Origin of the sequence: Geothrix sp. 21YS21S-2 (genome assembly GCF_030846775.1) — a bacterium.
Lineage (GTDB): Bacteria > Acidobacteriota > Holophagae > Holophagales > Holophagaceae > Mesoterricola.
Window position 1 is genome coordinate 1262122 of record NZ_CP132910.1, and the last position, 19496, is coordinate 1281617.

Annotated in this window: 12 protein-coding genes; 7 read left to right on the forward strand and 5 right to left on the reverse strand. The window is 70.4% G+C overall.

What is annotated here, in order from left to right:
* Positions 1–27 precede the first annotated feature (27 nt).
* Both RAH40_RS05740 and RAH40_RS05745 read left to right on the forward strand, forming a co-directional pair.
* Complete coding sequence (locus RAH40_RS05740; protein ID WP_306601130.1) at positions 28–1272, forward strand: CinA family nicotinamide mononucleotide deamidase-related protein; 1245 nt, start codon at positions 28–30, stop codon at positions 1270–1272.
* A gap of 37 nt (positions 1273–1309) precedes the next feature.
* Entirely contained in the window at positions 1310–3865 is a 2556-nt protein-coding gene (locus RAH40_RS05745) for a CHASE domain-containing protein (RefSeq protein ID WP_306601131.1), read from the forward strand.
* A 1-nt stretch (position 3866) separates the two neighbouring features.
* Here RAH40_RS05745 and RAH40_RS05750 read toward each other — a convergent pair whose 3' ends face one another.
* Positions 3867–5333 (reverse strand): hypothetical protein, encoded by a 1467-nt coding sequence (locus RAH40_RS05750; RefSeq protein ID WP_306601132.1) that lies wholly within the window; start codon positions 5331–5333, stop codon positions 3867–3869.
* A gap of 67 nt (positions 5334–5400) precedes the next feature.
* Here RAH40_RS05750 and plsY point away from each other — a divergent pair, with 67 nt between their 5' ends.
* From plsY to RAH40_RS05775, 5 genes are read left to right on the forward strand one after another with little or no spacing between them, the layout of a single operon-like run.
* A complete protein-coding gene (gene plsY / locus RAH40_RS05755) occupies positions 5401–6045 on the forward strand; it encodes a glycerol-3-phosphate 1-O-acyltransferase PlsY (protein WP_306601133.1) in 645 nt (214 codons plus the stop codon).
* Complete coding sequence (locus tag RAH40_RS05760) at positions 6038–7045, forward strand: NAD(P)H-dependent glycerol-3-phosphate dehydrogenase (protein WP_306601134.1); 1008 nt, start codon at positions 6038–6040, stop codon at positions 7043–7045. Before plsY ends, RAH40_RS05760 begins: the two co-directional genes overlap by 8 nt.
* Before the next feature lie 32 nt (positions 7046–7077).
* The gene (locus RAH40_RS05765) at positions 7078–8646 is read left to right on the forward strand and encodes a hybrid sensor histidine kinase/response regulator (RefSeq protein WP_306601135.1); all 1569 of its coding nucleotides are present in this window, start codon (positions 7078–7080) and stop codon (positions 8644–8646) included.
* Positions 8646–9818 (forward strand): response regulator, encoded by a 1173-nt coding sequence (locus RAH40_RS05770; protein WP_306601136.1) that lies wholly within the window; start codon positions 8646–8648, stop codon positions 9816–9818. Before RAH40_RS05765 ends, RAH40_RS05770 begins: the two co-directional genes overlap by 1 nt.
* Before the next feature lie 14 nt (positions 9819–9832).
* Entirely contained in the window at positions 9833–10990 is a 1158-nt protein-coding gene (locus RAH40_RS05775; RefSeq protein WP_306601137.1) for an HD domain-containing phosphohydrolase, read from the forward strand.
* A 116-nt stretch (positions 10991–11106) separates the two neighbouring features.
* Here RAH40_RS05775 and ltrA read toward each other — a convergent pair whose 3' ends face one another.
* The 4 genes from ltrA to smc all read right to left on the reverse strand — a co-directional run bounded on the left by ltrA (position 11107) and on the right by smc (position 19398).
* Entirely contained in the window at positions 11107–12426 is a 1320-nt protein-coding gene (gene ltrA / locus RAH40_RS05780) for a group II intron reverse transcriptase/maturase (RefSeq protein ID WP_306597942.1), read from the reverse strand.
* Positions 12427–13132: 706 nt separating this feature from the next.
* Complete coding sequence (locus RAH40_RS05785; RefSeq protein ID WP_306601138.1) at positions 13133–14008, reverse strand: YicC family protein; 876 nt, start codon at positions 14006–14008, stop codon at positions 13133–13135.
* Positions 14009–14101: 93 nt separating this feature from the next.
* Complete coding sequence (gene radA, locus RAH40_RS05790; protein ID WP_306601139.1) at positions 14102–15478, reverse strand: DNA repair protein RadA; 1377 nt, start codon at positions 15476–15478, stop codon at positions 14102–14104.
* Positions 15479–15891: 413 nt separating this feature from the next.
* A complete protein-coding gene (gene smc / locus RAH40_RS05795; RefSeq protein ID WP_306601140.1) occupies positions 15892–19398 on the reverse strand; it encodes a chromosome segregation protein SMC in 3507 nt (1168 codons plus the stop codon).
* Positions 19399–19496: the final 98 nt, after the last annotated feature.

Genomic DNA, 19496 nt, shown 5'->3' on the forward strand with positions numbered 1-19496 from the left:
CCTCCCGTTTTGGCTTAGGCTGGAGGCATGCTGCGCATCGAATGCATCGCCATCGGCTCGGAACTCCTCACCACCTCCCGGCTGGACACCAATTCCGTCTGGCTGGCCGAGCGCCTAGGGGAACTGGGCCTGGCCTTCCACCGCAAGACGGCCGTGGGCGATTCCCGCCACGACCTCCTGCAGCTCTTCCGGGAGGCCCTGGACCGGTCGGACCTGATCCTCTGCACCGGCGGACTGGGACCCACCTTCGACGACTTCACCAAGGAGGTGTGGGCCGAGGCGCTGGACGCGCCCCTGGTGGAGGACCTCGCCTCCCGGCAGGCCATCCTGGACTTCTACGCGAGCCGCAACCGCACCCCCGCCGCCTCCAACTTCAAGCAGGCCCTCATCCCCCTGGGCGCCGAGGCCCTGCACAACCCCGCGGGCACGGCGCCCGGGGTGCGCTGGGAGAACCCGCCCGGCTACCCGGGCCGGACCATCATCCTCTTCCCCGGGGTGCCCCGCGAGATGAAGCTCATGTGGCACAACCACGTCGCGGCGGGCCTGGAGGCCTTCAGGGGCCCTTCCACCTCCACGCTGCGCATGGTCTTCGGGTCGGTGCCGGAGAGCACCCTGGAGGAGCGCGTGCGGCCCCTGAGGGTCAAGCACGCCGGACTCGACTGGACCATCCTCGCCGGCCTCCACCATGTGGAGCTGCTGGCCCGCGGCGGCGATCCCGCGGCCCTGGCGGCGGCGGAGGCCGACTTCCGGCGGGACCATCCACTGGACCTGGCCTTCGTCGGCGCCGAGGGAGGCATCGAGGACGCCCTGCTGGCCCTCCTGGAGGCCCGCGGCGAGACCCTGGCGCTGGCCGAGAGCATGACCGGCGGCAACATGGCGGCCCGCATCACCTCCGTGCCCGGCTCCAGCCGCGTGTTCCAGGGCGGCGGCGTGGTCTATTCCGTGGCCGCCAAGGCCGCCCTGGCGGGCCTGGACCCGGCCTTCATCCGCGCCGCGGGCACCGTCAGCGAACCCGTCACCCGGGCCCTTGCGGAGGGCATCCGCGCGCGCCTGGGGACCACCTGGGGCCTGGCCGTCACCGGCAACGCGGGTCCCACCGAGGACAAGGACGGTCCGGCGCCCGTAGGCACCTGCCTGGTCGCCGCCGCGGGCCCGGACGGGACCTTCTACAAGGCCTTCACGATGTTCGGGACCCGCATGGAGATGCAGGCGCGGGGAGCCTCCTGGGCGCTGGACTACCTTCGCAGGACGATCCTGGAAAAAAGGGACTAGTATCCTGGTAGTCCAACTCCACCCTGGAGGGGTGCCCGTGAATCCCCTCAACCAGCGCGTCATCCTGCGCAATCCCCGCATCGTCACCCTCGTCCTCGTCCTGGGCCTCGCCGCGTCCCTGGTGGGGGCCCTGGCGGCGCGGCGGTTCCAGGTGAAGGCGACCCGCGCGCGCGTCGAGCAGGAAGCCGTCATCGCCCAGGAGAACCTCCACTACACCATCCAGGCCTACCGCGACATCCTCATGGGCTTCCGGGGCCACTCCACCGCGGCGCTGGGCCTCAACCGGGACCGTTTCCACCAGTACTTCGCCTCCCTCGACCTCAGGACCCACCATCCGGGGCTCCTGTCCGTGAGCTACGGCGTGGATATCCCGGGAGCCGACCGGGACCGTGCCGAGCGGGACCTGCGCAGGGAGATGGGCGACCCCGCCTTCGCCATCCACCCGCCGGGCGTGCGCCCCAGGTACTTCGTGCTCCTCTTCGCGGAACCGCGGGAGTCCAACCGGACCTCCATCGGGCGGGACACCCGCACCATCCCCGGCCAGGGCCTCGACATCGACCGCGCCCGGGACACCGGAGCCCTCGTGCTCACCGGTCCCATGAAGGTGCTCCAGTATGACGGTCCGGATCCGGGCCTCCTCATGCGGCTGCCGCTGTACCACGGCGCCCCGGCCACCCTGGAGGAGCGCAGGAGCACATTCCTGGGCTGCATCAACGGGGCCTTCCGGGTGCAGGACCTCATCGCCGAGGCCCTGGGCAAGGAGACCCTCCGGAAGCTGGACGTGGCGATCACGGACGCCGGCCCCTGGGGGGACCCGGGTCCGGCCCGGCAGCTCTACGGCGCGCCCCTGGCGGAGGGACGCAAGCTGGAGCGCACCGTGGAGGTCTTCGGCCGCATCTGGAACTTCGAATTCCGGGCGCGCCCCGAATTCGCCGGCACCGCCGAGTGGTCCCTGCCGGTGGGCATCGGCGCCTGCGGCTGCCTGATCACCCTCCTCCTCTGGGGCCTCATGACGTCCCTGGTCCAGACCGGCCAGCGGGCCCGCCTCATGGCCCTGCACATGACCGGGCAGCTGCGGGAGGAGGAATCCCGCACCGAGGCCATGGCGCTGGCCGTGCCCGACCCCATGGCCGTGCTGGACGAGGACGGGCGCTTCCTGCGCATCTACGGCCAGCATCCCAGGGTCCTGGGCGCGGCCCCCGCGGCGCTCCTGGGCGCCACCATCCCCCAGGTCCTGCCCCGGGACGCCGCCGACAGCCTCCTGGGCGCCGTGCGCAAGGCCCTGGACACGCACCGCCTGCAGACCGCCGTCTTCGAGCTGTCCACCCCCGAGGGCCGGTGCGATTTCGAGGGCCGCATCCTGCGCATGGGCCAGCCCCTGGACGGGAAGGCCTGCGTGGTCCTCTCCATCCGGGACATCACCGAGCGCACCCGCGCCGAGGAGATCGCTCGCACCAAGCAGAAGCTGGAGAGCCTGGGGGTCCTGGCCGGGGGCATCGCCCATGACTTCAACAACTTCCTCACGGCCATCCTGGGCCACGTGAACATGGCGCAGGACCTGATCGAGCCGGACTCCGTGGCCGCGCCCATGCTCAGGCGCGCCGAGGCCTCGGTGCTGCGGGCCGCGGAGCTGGCCCACCAGATGCTGGCCTATTCGGGCCGGGGCAGCCTGAAGGTGGACCTCCTGGACCTCAACCTCATGGTGATGGAGATGACCGAGCTCCTCTCCGTCTCCATCGCCAAGAAGGCCGACCTCGAGTTCCACCTGGAGCCCGGCCTCCCCATGATCATGGCCGACGCGGTGCAGGTCCAGCAGGTGGTCATGAACCTGGTCACCAACGCCTCCGACGCCATCGCCGACCGCACCGGCTCCATCGCCATCGAGACCCGCCTGCTGGTTGCCGACCGGGCCTTCCTGGAGGCGCGCTTCCCGGGCCAGGGCCTCGAGCCCGGCACCTACGCCATGCTCCTGGTCTCCGACACCGGCTGCGGCATGGACGCGGAGACCCGCAAGCGCATCTTCGACCCCTTCTACACCACCAAGGCCACCGGGCGCGGCCTGGGCCTTTCGGCGCTGCTGGGGATCCTCCGGGGCCACAAGGCCGGCATCTACATCACCAGCGCGCCCGGGCAGGGCTCCCGCTTCGAGATCCTGTTCCCCTCCGCCGGCCCCGCCCCCGGCCGGGACCTCTCCGGCGCCTCCGCGGCCGCGGGCGCGACCCCCCTCACGGGCCTCGCCCTGGTGGCCGACGACGAGCCCATGGTCCGCAGCATCGTGGCGGACTTCCTGGAGCACCGCGGCATGGAGGTCCTGGCCGCCGCCGACGGCCAGGAGGCCCTGGAGCTGTTCACCCTGCACCGGGGCCGCGTCGACGTGGTCCTCCTGGACATCACCATGCCCCGCATGGACGGCAACGAGGCCTTCCGGGCCATCCGCGCCCTGGACCCCCAGGTGCCCGTGATCCTCCTCAGCGGCTTCTCGGCCAGGGACGTGGCCACGCCCCCGCCGGGGACGGCACCGGCGCTGTTCGTGCAGAAGCCGTTCCGGACGGTGGATCTGGAGGAGGCGGTGCGCAAGGTCCGGAGGGCCTGAATCAGTTGACGGTCACCGTCGCCGTCCGCGTGGCGCTGCCGTAGGGACCCTCCGCCAGGAGGGTGTAGGTCGTGGTGGCGGCGGGCTTCACGACGGCGCTGGTGCCCCTCGCGGGGCCCGGTTCGGGGGTCAGGAAGAACCGGGTCGCGCCGGTGGCGGTCCAGGACAGGGTGACGCTGGCCCCGGCCGCCACGGTCGACGGGGAGGCGGCGAAGGCCTGGATCACGGGGGCCGCGCCGGTGGGCACGGTGGTGTGGACCGTGTCCATCTGCACCACCTCCAGGTCCGCGCCGGTGATGCCTCCCAGGGCGTGGAGGTCGGCGTTGTCCCAGCGGGGGTCGGGGCTGCCGGAGATGAACCACGCGGAGCCGTTGTCGGCCAGGATCATGCCGTAGGTCTTCAGGGCCTGCAGGATCACCCGGGACTGGGGCGGGAAGCCGGAGATGTCCTTGCCGGCCTTGAGGCGGATGCGGGCGCCCATCGGCGGGGCGCTGGCGCTGGTGTTGGAGGAGGCCCAGTGGGTGGCGGGGGCCACGAAGGCCCTGCGGGTCGTGGGCACGGTAAGGCGCAGCGCGTGGCGGAGGTTGTCCGAGGCCACCTCGCCGTACTTGGCCAGGCCCGGGAAGAGCGGGAGCCCGGCGGCGTCGGCGCTGGTCCAGCCCCAGGGGCGCAGGGCGTTGGAGGTGGCGTCCCAGATGGCGCCGCTGTCGGCCTTCCAGGAGCCGCCGGTCTGCAGCTGGGAGCCGTAGAGCTCGTAGATGAAGTTGTTGTCCCGGTCCAGCACGATGACGTGGCGGTCGCCGGAGGTGCCCGTGGGATCGGCGCCCTCGAAGGGGGGCGGCACGGGGATGGGCATGGGGCCGGGGTCGCTCTCGTCGCCGTAGGCCTGGTAGGCCACGGCCACCCGGGGCTGGGTGGCGGCCACCACGGCGTAGGGGATGCCGATGGGCGCGCCGTCGTACGTGCCCGAGCCGAAGTCCGCGTGGAGTCCGGCGCCCGCGCCCACGAAGGCGATGATGGCGGCGGAGGCCGGGTCCGCGGGCAGGCCCGAGACGTCCTGGTTCCAGGGGCTGTCCGCGGGGAACGGCAGCCAGCCGTTGAGGGACGCGCCAAGCCCCAGGTCGGGCGTTCCCGGCGGCGCCGCCGGCACCACGGTGACCGCCGCCCGGGCCGTGCGGGACGGGTCGGAGGCGAGGGCCGCCTGCACGTGGCAGGTCACGGGCGCCAGGGGGGCCGTGTAGACGCCGGCGGCGGAGATGGTCCCTGAGGCGGCCTCGACCACGCTCCAGGTGACGGCCACTCCGGAGACCCCGCCCAGCGAGGCGGAGAACGCCACGGTGCTGCCGGTCAGCACGGTCACGGCGGCCGGCTGGACCGCGAGCGCCGCCGGAGCGGCAGGGGAGGACCCGCCGCCGCAGCCCGGCGCAAGGAGGACGGGAAGACAGATCAGGGCATGGACTGCGCGCATGGCGACCTCCCCACGGGGCCATGCTATCCCGAATCCGGCCCGGATCGGGTACCCTGCTGGGATGACCATGCCTGCCATCAAACTCTACCTGATCTGGTGCCTCGGAGCCTTCCTGGCCGGGAGCATCCCCTTCGGCCTCCTGCTGGTCAAGCTCGCGGGCAAGGGCGACGTGCGCGCCCAGGGCTCGGGCAACATCGGCGCCACCAACGTCATGCGGGCCGGGGGCAAGGCCCTGGGCATCGCCACCCTGCTGCTGGACGCGGCCAAGGGGTTCCTGCCGGTCCTCCTCGCGAAGAAATTCGGCTTCGCCCCGGAATTCATGGCCTTCGTGGCCCTTGCGGCCGTGCTCGGCCACGTGTTCACGCCCTGGCTGAAGTTCCAGGGCGGCAAGGGCGTCGCCACCGCCCTGGGGTGCGTGCTGGCCTACCACGCGCCCATGGTCGTGCCGGCCCTGGGCGCCTTCGTGCTGTGCCTGCTCGTCTTCCGCTACGTGAGCCTGGGCAGCGTCGTGGCCGCCCTGGTGCTCCTGCTCACCGCCATGGGCTTCATGGGGGCCTGGGCGCGGCTCCCGGTGCAGGAGGGCATGGCCCAGTGGCCGATCCTGGCCTGGGCGCTCCTGGTGGGCCTGGTCATCCGCAAGCACGCCGCCAACATCAACCGGCTTGTGCAGGGCACGGAGTCGAAGTTCTGGGGAGCCGGCAGGAATGTCTAAGAAACCCGATATCACGATTTTCGGTTCCGGCGCCTGGGGCACCGCCCTGGCCATCGCCTGGGCCCGCCAGGGGGCCCGGGTGGACCTGTGGGGCCACCCCCCCTCCCTGGTCACCGCCCTCGCCACCACCCGGCGCCACCCGTCCCTGGCCGACGTGGAGATCCCCCAGGGCGTCCGCCCCATCCTCGACCCCGAGGACGGCTTCCGGGCGGGACTCTGGGTGACCGCCCTGCCCACCCAGGTGAACCCCAAGGTGTGGACGGACCTGGCCTCCCGCACGGCCTCCCGCCCCGAGCTCCTGGTGTCGGTGAGCAAGGGCATCCTGCAGGGCAGCTTCAAGCGCGTCTCCGAGACCCTGGAGGGCATCCTGGGCGTTCCGGTGGGGGTCTTCAGCGGGCCGACCTTCGCCGACGAGGTGAGCCGGGCCCAGCCCTCCGCCATCGTCCTGGCGCTGCCGGCGGCCATCCCCGACGACCGCGCCGCGGAGCTGCAGGCCCTCCTGGCCACGCCGGCCCTGCGCGTCTACCTTAGCCGGGACGTGGCCGGCGTGGAGCTGTGCGGCGCCTTCAAGAACGTCCTGGCCATCGCCGCGGGCCTGGTGGAGTCCCTGGGCCTGGGCAACAACGCCCGCGCCGCCCTGATCACCCGGGGCCTGGCCGAGATGAGCCGCCTGGTGGAGGCCCTGGGGGGCACCCGGGACACCCTCATGGGCCTGGCGGGCCTGGGCGACCTGGTGCTCACCGCCACCGGCCCCCAGAGCCGCAACCGCACCTTCGGGGCCCTGGTGGGCAAGGGCATGACCCCCGAGGCCGCGGCGGCCTCCCTGGGCAACCAGGTGGTGGAGGGCGCCTTCACCGCCGAGGCCGCCCTCGGCCTCGCCCGGAGCCTGGGCGTGGAGCTGCCCATCACCCAGGAGGTGGTGCGCCTGCTCGAGGGCGCCGATCCCAGGGAATCCGTCAACCGGTTGATGCAAAGGTCGCTGAAGCCGGAGGCAAGTTAATCCCCCGGCCCTTTCCGGCCGATGGAGTCTCCATGCAGCCGGAACCCCCAGCCTCCAGGATCCTCGTCATCGAGGACGACCGCGCATGGCTGGCCCTGGTGGCCCACCTCTTCCGCACCCGGGAGCCCGGCAGCGAGTGCCTGACGGCCGCGGACCTGGCCTCGGCGCTCCCGATGCTGGCCGCCCCGGGCCTGGACCTGGTGCTCCTGGACCTGAACCTCCCCGATTCCCGGGGCCTGGAGACCCTCCGGCGGGTGCGCCGGGCCAATCCGTCGGCCTCCGTGGTGGTGATGACGGCCGACACCGACGAGGACCTGGCCATGGAGTGCCTGCGCAACGGGGCCCAGGACCACTTCGTGAAGGGCGCCTGGGACGCCCCCACCCTCCTGCGGGTGGCGCGCTACTCCCGGGAGCGCATGGCCACCGAGCGCCGGCTGCGCCGGAGCGAGGAGCTCTTCCAGGCGATCTCCGAGAACATGATGGATATCCTGGCCATCGTGGACGACCAGGGGCGAAGGACGTTCACCAGCCCTTCCTATGCGCGGGTCCTGGGCTACGGCCCCGGTGAGCGCTACCCCTTCCTGGAGGAGGCGGTCCACCCCGAGGACCTCCCGGGCGTGGCCGGCGCCCTGAAGGACCTGATCGCCCGGGGGACCCTCCCGGTCCTGGAGTTCCGCCTGCGCCACCGGGACGGCTCCTACCGGGTGCTGGAGGCCCGGGCGGCGCGGTTCGGGGACGCGGACGGCCACCAGGGCCTGGTGGTGGCCCGGGACGTGACCGAGCGCAGGCTCGCCGAACAGGAGCGCGCCGCCCTGGAGGTCAGCCTCCGGCACGCCCAGAAGCTGGAGTCCGTGGGCCAGCTGGCCTCGGGCATCGCCCACGAGATCAACACCCCCATCCAGTTCGTGAACCTCAACCTGACCCTCCTGAAGAAGGCCTTCATCCAGCTCACCGGCCTCCTGGACCTCTACCGGGAGGAGCTGGGTCCCAGCCCGCGGCTGAAGGCGGCGGAGGAGGACGCCGACCTCGCCTACCTGTGCGCGGAGCTCCCCAAGGTGCTCCAGGACTCCCTGGACGGGGTTCAGCGCGTGGCCCGCATCGTCCGGGCCATGAAGGAATTCACCCATCCGGGGGCCAAGGACCCCACCCTCCTGGACGTGAACCGCCTGGCCGGAAGTGCCGCCACCATCGCGGCCAACGAATGGAAGTACGTGGCGACCCTGGACCTGGATCTGGAGGAGGGGCTTCCCGCCGTGCGCGGGCACGCCGCCGAGCTCAGCCAGGTGTTCCTCAACCTCATCGTGAACGCCGCCCACGCCATCGGCGCCCGGGGGGGGATGGGGACCATCACCGTCTCCACCCGGAGCCGGGAGGGCCTCGTGGAGATCCGGGTGCGGGACACGGGCACCGGCATCCCCCCGGAGGTCCAGGCCAAGGTCTTCGAACCCTTCTTCACGACCAAGGGGGTCGGCAAGGGCACGGGCCAGGGCCTGACCATCTGCTACCAGAACATCGTCAACCTCCACGGGGGGAAGATCTTTTTCGAGACGGAGCCCGGCGTGGGGACCACCTTCGTCATCCAATTGCCTAGGGAGGCCTGATGCGGATCCTGCTGGTGGACGACGAGCCCATGCTCCTGGAGGCCTTCCGGCGCTCCATGCGCATGGAGCGGCCCGCGTGGCACGTGGCCCTGGCCGGCTCCGGGGAGGAGGCCCTGGCCCTCCTGGGGCGGGAAAACTTCGACATCGTGGTGACCGAGCTCCTCATGCCCGGCATGGACGGCGCGGCCCTCCTGCGCGACGTGCACGGCTCCAGCCCCTCCACCCTGCGGGTCGTCCTTTCCGGCCAGCCCCGGGTGGACCTCATGGAGGCCGCCGAGGGCCACTTCCACCGCTTCCTGGCCAAGCCCCTGGACCCGGAGATCCTGGTGGGCGTCCTGGAGGAGCTGGTGCTGGGCGAGACCGGCGGCCTGGACGAGAAGGCCCGGAAATTCGTCTCGGGCCTCAAGGCCATCCCCAGCCTGCCCGTCATCTACGGCCGGATCCGCACCCTGCTGTCGGGCGAGGATCCCTCCATGCCGGCCCTGGTGGCCCTGGTGCAGTCGGACCTGGGGATCGCCTCCAAGCTGCTCAAGCTGGTGAACTCGGCCTACTTCTCCCTGGAGCGCAAGGTCACGGACCTGGGGCAGGCCATCAGCATGCTGGGCCTGGAGACGGTGAAGACCGTGGTCCTGGTGCGGGGCGCCATGGAGGCCCTCCAGGCGCTCGAACCCGCCGGACTGGACATGAGCGCCCTGTGGCGCCACTCCCAGGGCGTGGCCAATGGCGCGCGGGCCATCGCCGCCGGGGAGGGGCAGCGCCCCGCCGTCATGGAGGACGCCTATTCCCTGGGCCTCCTCCACGACATCGGCCGGGTGATCCTGGCCCTGGACCCGGACGCGGACTACCGCCGGGTCGCCGAGGCCCCCGCCCAGGGCCTGGTGGCCGCCGAGCGCCAGCTTTACGGCACCGACCACCCCCACGTGGGCGCCCAGGTGCTGAGCCTGTGGGGCCTGCCCCAGGAGTTCTGCCAGCGCATCCGGGAGCACCACGCCCCCTCGCTTCCCTCCGGCAGCTTCCCTTCCGGACTGGCGCTCTACGCCGCCGACGGCTTCCTGGAGGGCGCGGCGGACCTCTTCCAGGACGGACGCTCCGATGAACGGATCCTGGCCTACGGCGACCCCCACCGCCCCGGGCGGTGGAAGACCTTCCTGACCACCCCGCTCCCCGAATGACCTCCGGAGTCCCCATGCTCGCCAGAATCCTCTTCGTGGACGACGATCCCCTCCTCACCGCCGCCTTCGGCCGGGCCTACCGCAAGCGGTTCGACTTCCACGCCGCCGCCTCCGGGGACGAGGGCCTGGAGCTCATCCGCACCTCCCTGCCCTTCGCGGCGGTGGTGGCCGACATGCGCATGCCGGGCATGGACGGCGTGGAGTTCCTCGCCGAGGTCAAGCGCATCTCCCCCGACACCTCCCGCATCATGCTCACCGGCCAGGCCGACCTGGAGACCGCCATGGAGGCCGTGAACAAGGGCCATGTGTTCCGGTTCCTGAACAAGCCCTGCGACGAGGAGAACCTGGCGGAGGTGCTGGAGGCCGGCATCCGCCAGTACGACCTGGTCACGGGCGAACGGATCCTCCTGGAACAGACCCTCACGGGCAGCGTCCAGACCCTGGTGGACCTGCTCTCCGTCTTCGACGCCAAGATCTTCGGCCGCAGCCAGCTCCTGCGCGAATACGCCATGAAGATGGCCGGCCGCATGGGCATCCGGAACCCCTGGGACCTGGGCCTGGCGGCCCTGCTGGCCCCCATCGGCCGGCTGGCCATCCCCGTGGACATCCAGGCCAAGGTGGCGCGGGGGGAGCGCCTCACCATCCAGGAGCAGGAGGCCTTCCGCACCGTGCCCGAGGTGGGCGCGCGCATGGTGGCCAACATCCCCAGGCTCAAGTCCGTCTCCCGGATCATCCTCTATTCGGCCAAGGACTTCGATGGCGAGGGCTACCCCATGGACGGCACCCGGGAGGACGCCCTCCCCCTGGAGTCCCGGATCCTGCGCGTGGCCACCGACTTCGTGGAGGGCCTGCGCCAGCGGCACTCCCGCAGCGTCGTCTTCGAGCAGCTGCGCCTGCGGAAGGGCGCCTACGACCCGGCCGTGCTGGCCGCCCTGGGCCAGGTGCTGGGCGCGGACCCCGCCGCCGAGCCCGAGGCCACCCACCGCCTGCTGGACATCGAGAGCCTGGCCCCCGGCATGCTCCTCATGGCCGACGTGCTCAACCCCGACGGCATGATCCTCATCCCCGCCGGGACCCGCCTCTCCATGATCCAACTGGAGCGCCTGCGCCACTTGAGCCGCCTGGGCCGCATCGAGGAGCCCATTCTGGTGGACGTTCCGGAAAACCTGTGAACAGGGCTGAAATTCTCATTTTCCTTTATCCCCTTTATAGTCGGGTAGGCCGGGGAGCTTGCGCCCCCGGCCCCCCTCAGATCCGGACGTGCGGGACTACCGCATCCGGCTCCTCGTCACGGTCGCTGAGGACGTAGTTTCGATGCGTAACTGATGGCTGGGGCCAGTGGGAACCGAGCCAGAAGCTTGTTCATGCGATCCCAGGTCATGCGGGCCCGCTGGGACCTCCGGTTGAGCCATCCACGCCACCTTCGCCCAACTTCATAGCGGAAGTGCGCCAGGGCCCTGGAGTTCCCCGTGATCCCGTAATACCTGAAGTGACCGACCAGTTTCTGGTTGATCGTCCGCCATTGCTCGCGCACCGGGAGGTGGCGGTGTTTGGCCATCCACTCCCCGATCTTCGTGAGCGCCCGACTCATCCGGCTCTTCGCGGTCTTCCGCTTCACCACCCACCGGCCGTTCTTGGCCGTGGCCCAGTAGTGGGTGAATCCCAGGAAGTCGAAGTGGCCTGGTCCCCCATTGGGGTCCCTGGGCTCCCTCGGCTTCCAGAACTCCACCAGCCGGGTCTTATCCGGGTGGATCGTCAGGCCATACCGCTCGAACCGCTTGGGCAGGACTTCCATAACCCGCTTGGCATCCTCCTCCTGGGCAAAGCCCATCACGAAGTCGTCCGCGTAGCGCACCAGGAAGGCCCGACCCCGGAGTCGGGGCTTGACCTCCCTTTCAAACCACACGTCCAGCACCTCGTGGAGGTAGATGTTGGCGAGCATCGGACTGACCACCCCGCCCTGGGGCGAGCCGGTTTCCGGGTGCGTGATGCATCCTTTCTCCAGCACGCCCGCGTTGAGCCATTTGCCGATCAGGCGCCTCAGAACGCCGTCCTTCATCCGCAGGTCAAGGATTTCCCGCAGCTTCCCGTGGTCCAAAGTATCGAAATACTTACGGATATCCACGTCAAGCACCCAGCCTCCCCCCATGTCCATCAACCCCTGCCAAATCGCCTCCAGCGCCATGTGCGCGGAGCGCCCGGGCCTGAACCCGTAGGAGCAGTCCAGGAAGTCCTGCTCATAGAGCGGTTCCATCACCATCACCACGGCCCTTTGCAGGACCTTGTCTTCGAAGGCGGGAATGCCCAGGGGGCGTTGGCTGCCATCCCCTTTCGGGATGTAGGTTCTCCGGACTGGAGGGGCCTTGTAGGTGTCGCCGTTCTTAGCCCGGTTCAGGAGGCTCTGGAGGTTGGACTCCAGGTTTTCCCCGTATTCCTTGCCCGTCACGCCGTCCACCCCGGTCGCCCCATCCTTGCGGGTGCGCCCGAAGGCTTCCTTCATCCAGTCCAGGTCCATGTGGTAGGCCAAGGAGGTGAAAGCCACCTCCGGGTGGATCCTGGCCAGTTCTGCGATCCGTTGTTGTTTCGTGGAGACGCTGTTGGATGTCATTGCACCCATTATCTTTCCCTTCAACGGTTCCGTGATCCGGCAGCTCCTTGGCTCCAGCGGGTCCCGGCGGCCCGGTTCCCCGCGATCATCGCTACTATGAGCTGCTCCGACTTCCGGCCACCCCTCCCGCGCTCCTTCGTTTCCTTCAGTTTGCGGTACCGCCCTGTGCCGGCTGTTCGCTCCCGCCGGGGGCGGCACCCCCCGGCGAGCCTGGGTTCGTTTTACGTGGCTTCCCTCACCACTGGGTTGTTGGCGGAGATGGCTGGATCTCCCAGGTTCCTGGGGAACCCCTGTGCACGTGCCCTGCTCTATGACCCCGGTGGGACCCTACGGTCAGGCCCTTGCGACCTTCGGGTGCTGTCTTCCGATCGGAGAACGGCGTCGACTCCCACGGTTGGATGCTTTCGGGGCTCCATCACACGGCCCATGCACTCCCTGTCTACGCTTCACGAGGTCGGTCGCCCTTCCCCACGCAAGACTCGGTTCCGGCTGCTGGCCAGCTTTGCCGGGCGGGGCTTGCTGCCTCCCCGCTGGGCTCCATTGCGAGGTTTCAGTCTGTCTTAGGTCATCCATCCTCCTCGCCCAGGCTTGGCCTGGCGCACTCCCCGTCCATCCCCGTTCATCGCCGGCAAATTCAGCGTTTAATTAGCCGGGCATGAACGGGGATGGACGGGGATGGGTGAGGATGAAAAAAATCTTTAGCCCCCTACTCCAGGTTCGCCCCCTGCTCCCGGATCTGATCCAGGACGCCCTTGGCCTCCATGACCGCCCGGGTCATGGCCAGGCGCTTGCACTTGGAGCCGCAGGTGTTGAGTTCCCTGAGCACCTCCTGGCTCCAAACGTCCAGGGCCTTGCCGCCCAGGTTGCCCTTGCGCAGCCGCTCCCGGAAATCCTCCAGGTGGGAGGCCAGGCGAACGAGCTCCTCCCGCACATCCTCCCGGACCGCCAGGGCGCCCGCCTCGGCGATGATCCGCTCGGCCGGTAGCTGACCCGACAGACGGGCGTCCTCCAGCACTTGCTCCAGGCGCTTGCGGTAGAGTTCCGGCAGTTCCCGGGCCTGGGCCTCGCTCTCGGCCTGCAAGGCGGCGCAGAGGGCCTCCAGGCGGGCCGCGCCGTCCTGGAAGGCGGGCAGGAGGCGCTCGCCTTCCTTCTCCCGCCCTTCATTCCAGAGCTTCAGCAGCGTGTCCAGGGCTTCCAGGATGGAACCCTCCAGCCGCTCCGCCAGGTCGGCGGAGGGGGGCAGCCAGGCGCCCGGCAGCCGGAAGAACGCCTCGGCGGACAAGGGCGGCAGGTTGAGCCACTCGGCGTCCTCCTGCCAGGTCTTGGCCATGGACCGCAGCAGCGAGCGGTTGATCTGGGGCTCCAGGGAGGGCTCGTCCTGCACCTCCACCGCCAGGTCCACCTTGCCCCTCAGGGCCGCCTCCCGCACGCGGGCCCGGATGCCGGCCTCCAGGGGAAAGAAGGAGGGGTGGATGCGCAGGGAGATGTCCAGGGCCTTGTGGTTCACCGAGCGCACGGTGAGGCGCAGCGCCCCCCGTTCCAGGGGAAGGACGGTCTCGGCGTAGGCGGTCATTGAGCGCATGGGAATCCCTCACTGCCCTGGATTCTAACCGCTGTGGCCGAGGCCGCCCCGGGAAGCGGGGCCCCTCAGGCGAGGTACGTGATCTTGCGCACCCTAGTCCTGCCCTTCGGTCCTGCCCAGCAGCCAGGCCTTGCCCTTCAGGCGCTCCATCCCCAGCTCCGGAAAGAGTTCCAAGGGGGAGGAAAGGGCGAGGTCCAGTCCCATGCGCGGCACCGCGGCGCTCTGGAAGCCCAGGCGGGCGCCCTCCTGCAGGCGCAGGGGCAGCTGGGACACCGGCCGCACTTCGCCGGTGAGCCCCACCTCGCCCAGGAACAGGCACCTGGGCGTGAGCACCCTTCCCGTCGCGCTGCTGGTGAGCGCGGCGATGACGGCCAGGTCCGCGGCGGGGTCCTCCACTTCCAGGCCCCCGGCCACGTTCAGGTAGACGTCCCGGTCGTGGAGCTGCACGCCGCCGCGGCGCTCGGCCACGGCGCAGAGCATGGAGAGGCGCTGGCCGTCGATGCCCAGCGCGGTGCGCCTCGGGATGCCCAGGCCCGCGGAAGCCACCAGGGCCTGGATCTCCACGATCACCGGGCGCGTGCCCGAGAGCACCACGGTGGCCGCGCAGCCCGGCCTGGGCTCGGCGTCGAGCCAGAAGGGGTTGCCCTCGGCGGGCACCAGGCCGCGCTCGGTCATGGCGAAGACGCCGAGCTCGAAGGCCGCGCCGAAGCGGTTCTTGAGGGCGCGCAGGAGGCGGTGGTGGTGGTGGCGGTCCCCCTCGAAGGCCAGCACCGTGTCCACGAGGTGCTCGAGCACCTTGGGACCGGCGAGGGTCCCGTCCTTGGTGACGTGGCCCACCAGCACGAGCGGCGTGCCGGTGGTCTTGGCCCAGCGGGCCAGGAGCGTGGCGCAGCCCCGCACCTGGCTCACCGAGCCCGCGGAGGACTCGAACTCCGGATCGAAGAGCGTCTGGATGGAGTCCACCAGGAGCAGCGCGGGCTTCATGCGGTCCGCGGCTTCCAGGATCCTGCGCACGTCGGTCTCCGCGAAGAGGTGGATGCCGGGGCTCTCGGCGCCCAGGCGCTGGGCGCGCAGCTTGATCTGGCGCTCGCTCTCCTCGCCGCTGGCGTAGAGCACGTCCCCGCCGCAGGTGGCGGCCCACTGGAGGACGAGCGTGGACTTGCCGATGCCGGGCTCGCCCCCCAGGAGCACCACCATCCCGGGCACCACGCCGCCGCCCAGCACGCGGTCCAGTTCCGGAAGGCCCGTGGCGGCGCGGGAGGTCTCGCTGATCTCCACGGACAGCAGGGACACGGGGTCCTGGTAGCTGCTCTGGGAAAAGGCGCTGCGGGCCCGGGAGAGATCCTTCCTCAGGCTGCCCCGGACCTCCTCGATGGTTCCAAAACTCCCGCAGGCCCCGCACTTGCCCATGGGCTGGGGGAACCGGGCGCCGCAGGCGGTGCATTCGTAGTGGGAGGAAACCTTGGCCATGTATTGACTGTAACCGGGGCGGCCCTTCCCGCGCCCGGGGACCCGTCAAGGCGAAAAATGCAGGGAATTGCAGCACCCTGGAAAAAAGGGCACAAAAAGGACTCCATGGACCCCGCAACAATCGTGTTTCCGCGCGTTTACGAAACGGTCACACGGGGGGTGCCCAGGCGCCTTGTGGAAAACCTTGTGGATTTCCGGCCTGGAGCCCAAGGAATCCAGTCCAGGTCATCGGGAACCGGGTAAGTCCAACCTTGGGGGTTCCATGGTTATGTCAAGTGTTATCAACGAATAGATATTAAGGATTCGCAGGTTTGAATAAATCAAACATCAATTAGTTTTCCACACTTTCAGGTTTCTTTCGCGTTGACAACCCGAACCCTCTCCAAACAGTTCATGACATTCCCATGACCGTTTCAAACCAGCTGCGCCGCCTCCCGCAGCTGCACGCTCACGAGCCTCGATACGCCCATCTCCTCCATGGTCACGCCGTACAACGTGTCCGCCGCGATCATGGTCGGCTTCTGGTGCGTGATGACGATGAACTGGGTGCCTTCCTTCATGCGCTGCACCATCGCCGCGAAGCGCCCCACGTTGGCCTCGTCCAGCGGCGCGTCCACTTCGTCCAGCACGCAGAAGGGGCTGGGCTTGTAGTGGAAGATGGCGAACAGGAGCGAGATGGCGGTCAGCGCCTTCTCCCCGCCGCTGAGCAGCGTGAGGGCCTTGGCGCTCTTGCCGGGGGGCTGCGCGGTGATCTCGATGCCGCACTCCAGCAGGTCCTTGGGATCCTGCAGGATGAGCGTGGCCGCGCCGCCGCCGAAGGCCTCGCGGAACACCTCGTGGAACCGGGTGTTGATGAACTCGAACGCCTCGCGGAAGCGCTCCTCGCTGGTGGCGTTGATCTCGCGGATGGTGGCCTCCAGGTTGCCGATGGCCTCCGTCACGTCGCGCCGCTGCTCGTTCATGAAGGCCAGGCGGTCCTCGGCCTCCTGCAGCTCCTGGATGGCCAGCGGGTTCACCCCGCCCAGGTCCAGGCGCTTGCTCTGCAGCTCCTGCATGCGCGTCTGGTGCACCAGCTCGCCCATGGCCCAGGCCTCCTTCTCCTCGTCCGAGATGGACGCCAGGAAGTCGGGCACCGTGAAGCCCAGCGCCAGCTCGATCTCCCGGGACATGGCCTCCATGCTCCCCTGCACCTGCGCGCCCTGCAGCAGGGACTCCTGGTGCAGCTGGCGGGCGTTCTCCAGGGCCTGGCCCAGCTCGCGCGCGTTGCGTTCCTGCACCCGCACGAACTCCTGGGCGCTCTCGATGCCGGGCAGGGCGGCGTTCTGCTCCTCCACCAGCTCCTGGCGCTCGACCAGGAGGCGGTTCGTCTCCAGCTCCAGCTCCTCCAGGCGCGCGGCGGCCTGGGCCGCCTTCTCGGAGCTCGCGGCGATATCGGCCTGCACGCGGCCCTTCTCGGCCTCCAGGTCGTAGACGCCCCGCTGGAGCTGCTGCAGGTGGCGCTGCACGGCGTCCCGCTCGGACCAGGCGGATCCGCGCATGCGCGAGGCCTCCACCAGCGTCTCGCGCCGGTCGTCCAGGGCCTTCTGCGCCTCGGCGCGCCGGGCCTCGGCGGCGTGCACCGCCTCCACGAGCTCGGCCTCCTCGGGGTTTTCCGCCGGGGCCTCCAGGTCGCGCAGCTGGGCCTGCAGGGTGGCGATCTCCGCCTCCAGCTGCTCCCACTGGGCGTCGGCGCGCTCCTGGGCCTCCTTGATCTCCCGCAGCTGGGCGGAGGCCGAGGCCCGCCGGCCCTTGAGATCCTCCAGCACGCGCCGGGCCGACATGTGGTCCTCGTCCATCTCCTTGAAGCGGTCGGCGGCCTCCCGCATGCGGTAGTCGGCGGTCTTCACCGCGGACTCCAGCGCCTCCACCCGGTCCAGCCCCTCCTCGCGGGCGGCCTTGGCGGCCTCGAACTCGTGGCGGAGCTTGAGGGGGGAGGCCGCGGGCGCGGCCACGCCGCCCTGCACCGGGCCGAAGGGCAGTTTCACCAGGGCGGGCGACACGAAGGCCAGGTCCGGATGGGCCTTCGCCAGCTCCGTCAGCGCGGCGTCTTCGCACGCGAACGCGCGGTTCAGGAGCCCCTCCAGGGGCCGGGGACGGCCCGGGCGCCACTTCACGGCGTCCCGCAGGGCCCAGGCGCCCTCCGGGGCCGGGACGGGGTCCGCGGGGCCGCCGGCGCTGAAGATGAGCTGTCCCGGGGCCTCCCAGGCCCCGCGGGCCTCGCCCAGGTCGACGGTCTGGATCCAGGCGCCCAGCAGGCGCTCCAGGTCGGGCAGGTGCTCGTCGTCCACGGAGACCGCGTCCACGAAGGCCGTGGGCAGCACCCCCCTGCCGCGCAGCCACTCCAGCGCCTTGCGCTGCTCGTCCGAGCCGGCGGCGTCGCGCAGGAGGTCGCCCAGCTGGCGCATGCGCAGCTCCTGGGCCTCCAGGGCGCCCTCGGCCTCGCGCAGGGCGGCGGCGGCGGCGCGGTGGGCCTCGGCCGTCTCCTGCCGGATGCGGCTCTGCACCTGGACGGCCTCCTCCATCTGCTCCAGGCGCCCGGCGGCGCCCTCCTCCTCGCGGCCCAGGCGCAGGGACTCGGCCTCCAGGGTCTCCAGGCGCGGGGCGCGGATGGCCTCCTCGTGGTTGAGCGAATCCAGGCGCCCCGAGCGCTGGGCGATCTCCTGGTGCACGGCCTGGCGCCGGCGCTGCGCGGCCAGGGCCTCCCGCTCGGCCTCCACGCGCCGGGCCCGCAGCTCCTTGAGCTCGCCCTCGATGTGGCGCAGGGCGCCCCCGGCCAGGGCCACGGCCTCCTCGGCGTCGGCCACCAGCGTGTCCCGCGCCTCCAGCGCGGTCTCGGCGGCCTTGAGGGCCTCCTGGAGCCGGGCCGTCTCGGCCTCGGTGTCGCCCGAGCGCGCGGAGAGCTCGTCCAGGCGCGCCTGGAGGAGGGCGGCGGTCTGCTCCGAGTCCTGGATGCGCTCCCCCTGGAAGCCGCGGTCCTGGTCCAGCAGGCCCAGGCGCTGGTCCAGGCCCATGACGGCCCGGGCGCGCTTGTCCTGCCTGTGGTTCATCTCGTCCAGGGCCAGGCGCAGGCCCTCCACCTCCGAGGACTTCTCCGAAGCCTGGGCCGTCAGCGCGGCGATGCGCCGCTCCAGGGCGTCCAGGTTCTCCAGGATGCGCTCCTTGGCCTCCTCCAGTTCCGAGGCCTTGCCGGCCAGCAGGATGCGCTGGGTGGCCTTGATGGCGACGTCCAGCTCCTGGGCGCGCCGGGCCTTGGCGGCCTGGCGCTTGAGGGACTCCTGCTGCTTGTTGAGCTCGAAGAGGATGTCGTCCAGGCGGAGCAGGTTGGCGCGGGTCTCCTCCAGGCGGCGCTCGGCGTCGGTGCGGCGCAGCTTGTAGCGGGTGATGCCCGCGGCCTCCTCCAGGAGGGAACGCCGGTCCTTGGGCTTGGAGGAGAGGATGAGGTCGATCTGGCCCTGCTGGATGAAGGAGTAGGCCCGGGTGCCCATGCCCGTGTCCATGAGCAGGTCCGACACGTCCTTGAGCCGGCACTCCCGGCCGTTGATGCGGTATTCGCTGCCCGTGTCCCGGTAGAGCCGGCGGCTGATGACGACCTCCCGCACGGAACCGGGGTGGCCGGGGTCGGGCATCTCCAGGGTGAGCTTGACCTCGGCCATGCCCATGGGCTTGCGCTGCCCGGTGCCGGCGAAGATCACGTCCGCCATCTCGGCCCCGCGCAGCAGGGTGGCCCGCTGTTCGCCCAGGACCCAGGCCAGGGCGTCCGAGATGTTGGATTTTCCACATCCGTTGGGTCCCACCACCGCCGTCATGCCCACCGGGAAGCTGAGCTTCTGGGGGTCGGCGAAGGACTTGAATCCATTAACTTCTAATGCAATTAAACGCAATCGAACCCTCTCAACCCGGGAACCACCTGCCGGTTCGCTCCATTCACTTCTCCGATACCAACGATCTTCAAGGGCCATTCCAGCGATGTTGACCGGCT

What these genes read in the sequence shown, in the direction of transcription:
- radA (WP_306601139.1), bottom strand. Translation starts at nt 15,478, where the DNA reads ATGGCCAAGGTTTCCTCCCACTACGAATGCACCGCCTGCGGCGCCCGG.
- RAH40_RS05775 (WP_306601137.1), top strand. Translation starts at nt 9,833, where the DNA reads ATGCTCGCCAGAATCCTCTTCGTGGACGACGATCCCCTCCTCACCGCC.
- RAH40_RS05760 (WP_306601134.1), top strand. Translation starts at nt 6,038, where the DNA reads ATGTCTAAGAAACCCGATATCACGATTTTCGGTTCCGGCGCCTGGGGC.
- ltrA (WP_306597942.1), bottom strand. Translation starts at nt 12,426, where the DNA reads ATGACATCCAACAGCGTCTCCACGAAACAACAACGGATCGCAGAACTG.
- RAH40_RS05740 (WP_306601130.1), top strand. Translation starts at nt 28, where the DNA reads ATGCTGCGCATCGAATGCATCGCCATCGGCTCGGAACTCCTCACCACC.
- RAH40_RS05770 (WP_306601136.1), top strand. Translation starts at nt 8,646, where the DNA reads ATGCGGATCCTGCTGGTGGACGACGAGCCCATGCTCCTGGAGGCCTTC.
- RAH40_RS05785 (WP_306601138.1), bottom strand. Translation starts at nt 14,008, where the DNA reads ATGCGCTCAATGACCGCCTACGCCGAGACCGTCCTTCCCCTGGAACGG.
- RAH40_RS05750 (WP_306601132.1), bottom strand. Translation starts at nt 5,333, where the DNA reads ATGCGCGCAGTCCATGCCCTGATCTGTCTTCCCGTCCTCCTTGCGCCG.
- plsY (WP_306601133.1), top strand. Translation starts at nt 5,401, where the DNA reads ATGCCTGCCATCAAACTCTACCTGATCTGGTGCCTCGGAGCCTTCCTG.
- RAH40_RS05765 (WP_306601135.1), top strand. Translation starts at nt 7,078, where the DNA reads ATGCAGCCGGAACCCCCAGCCTCCAGGATCCTCGTCATCGAGGACGAC.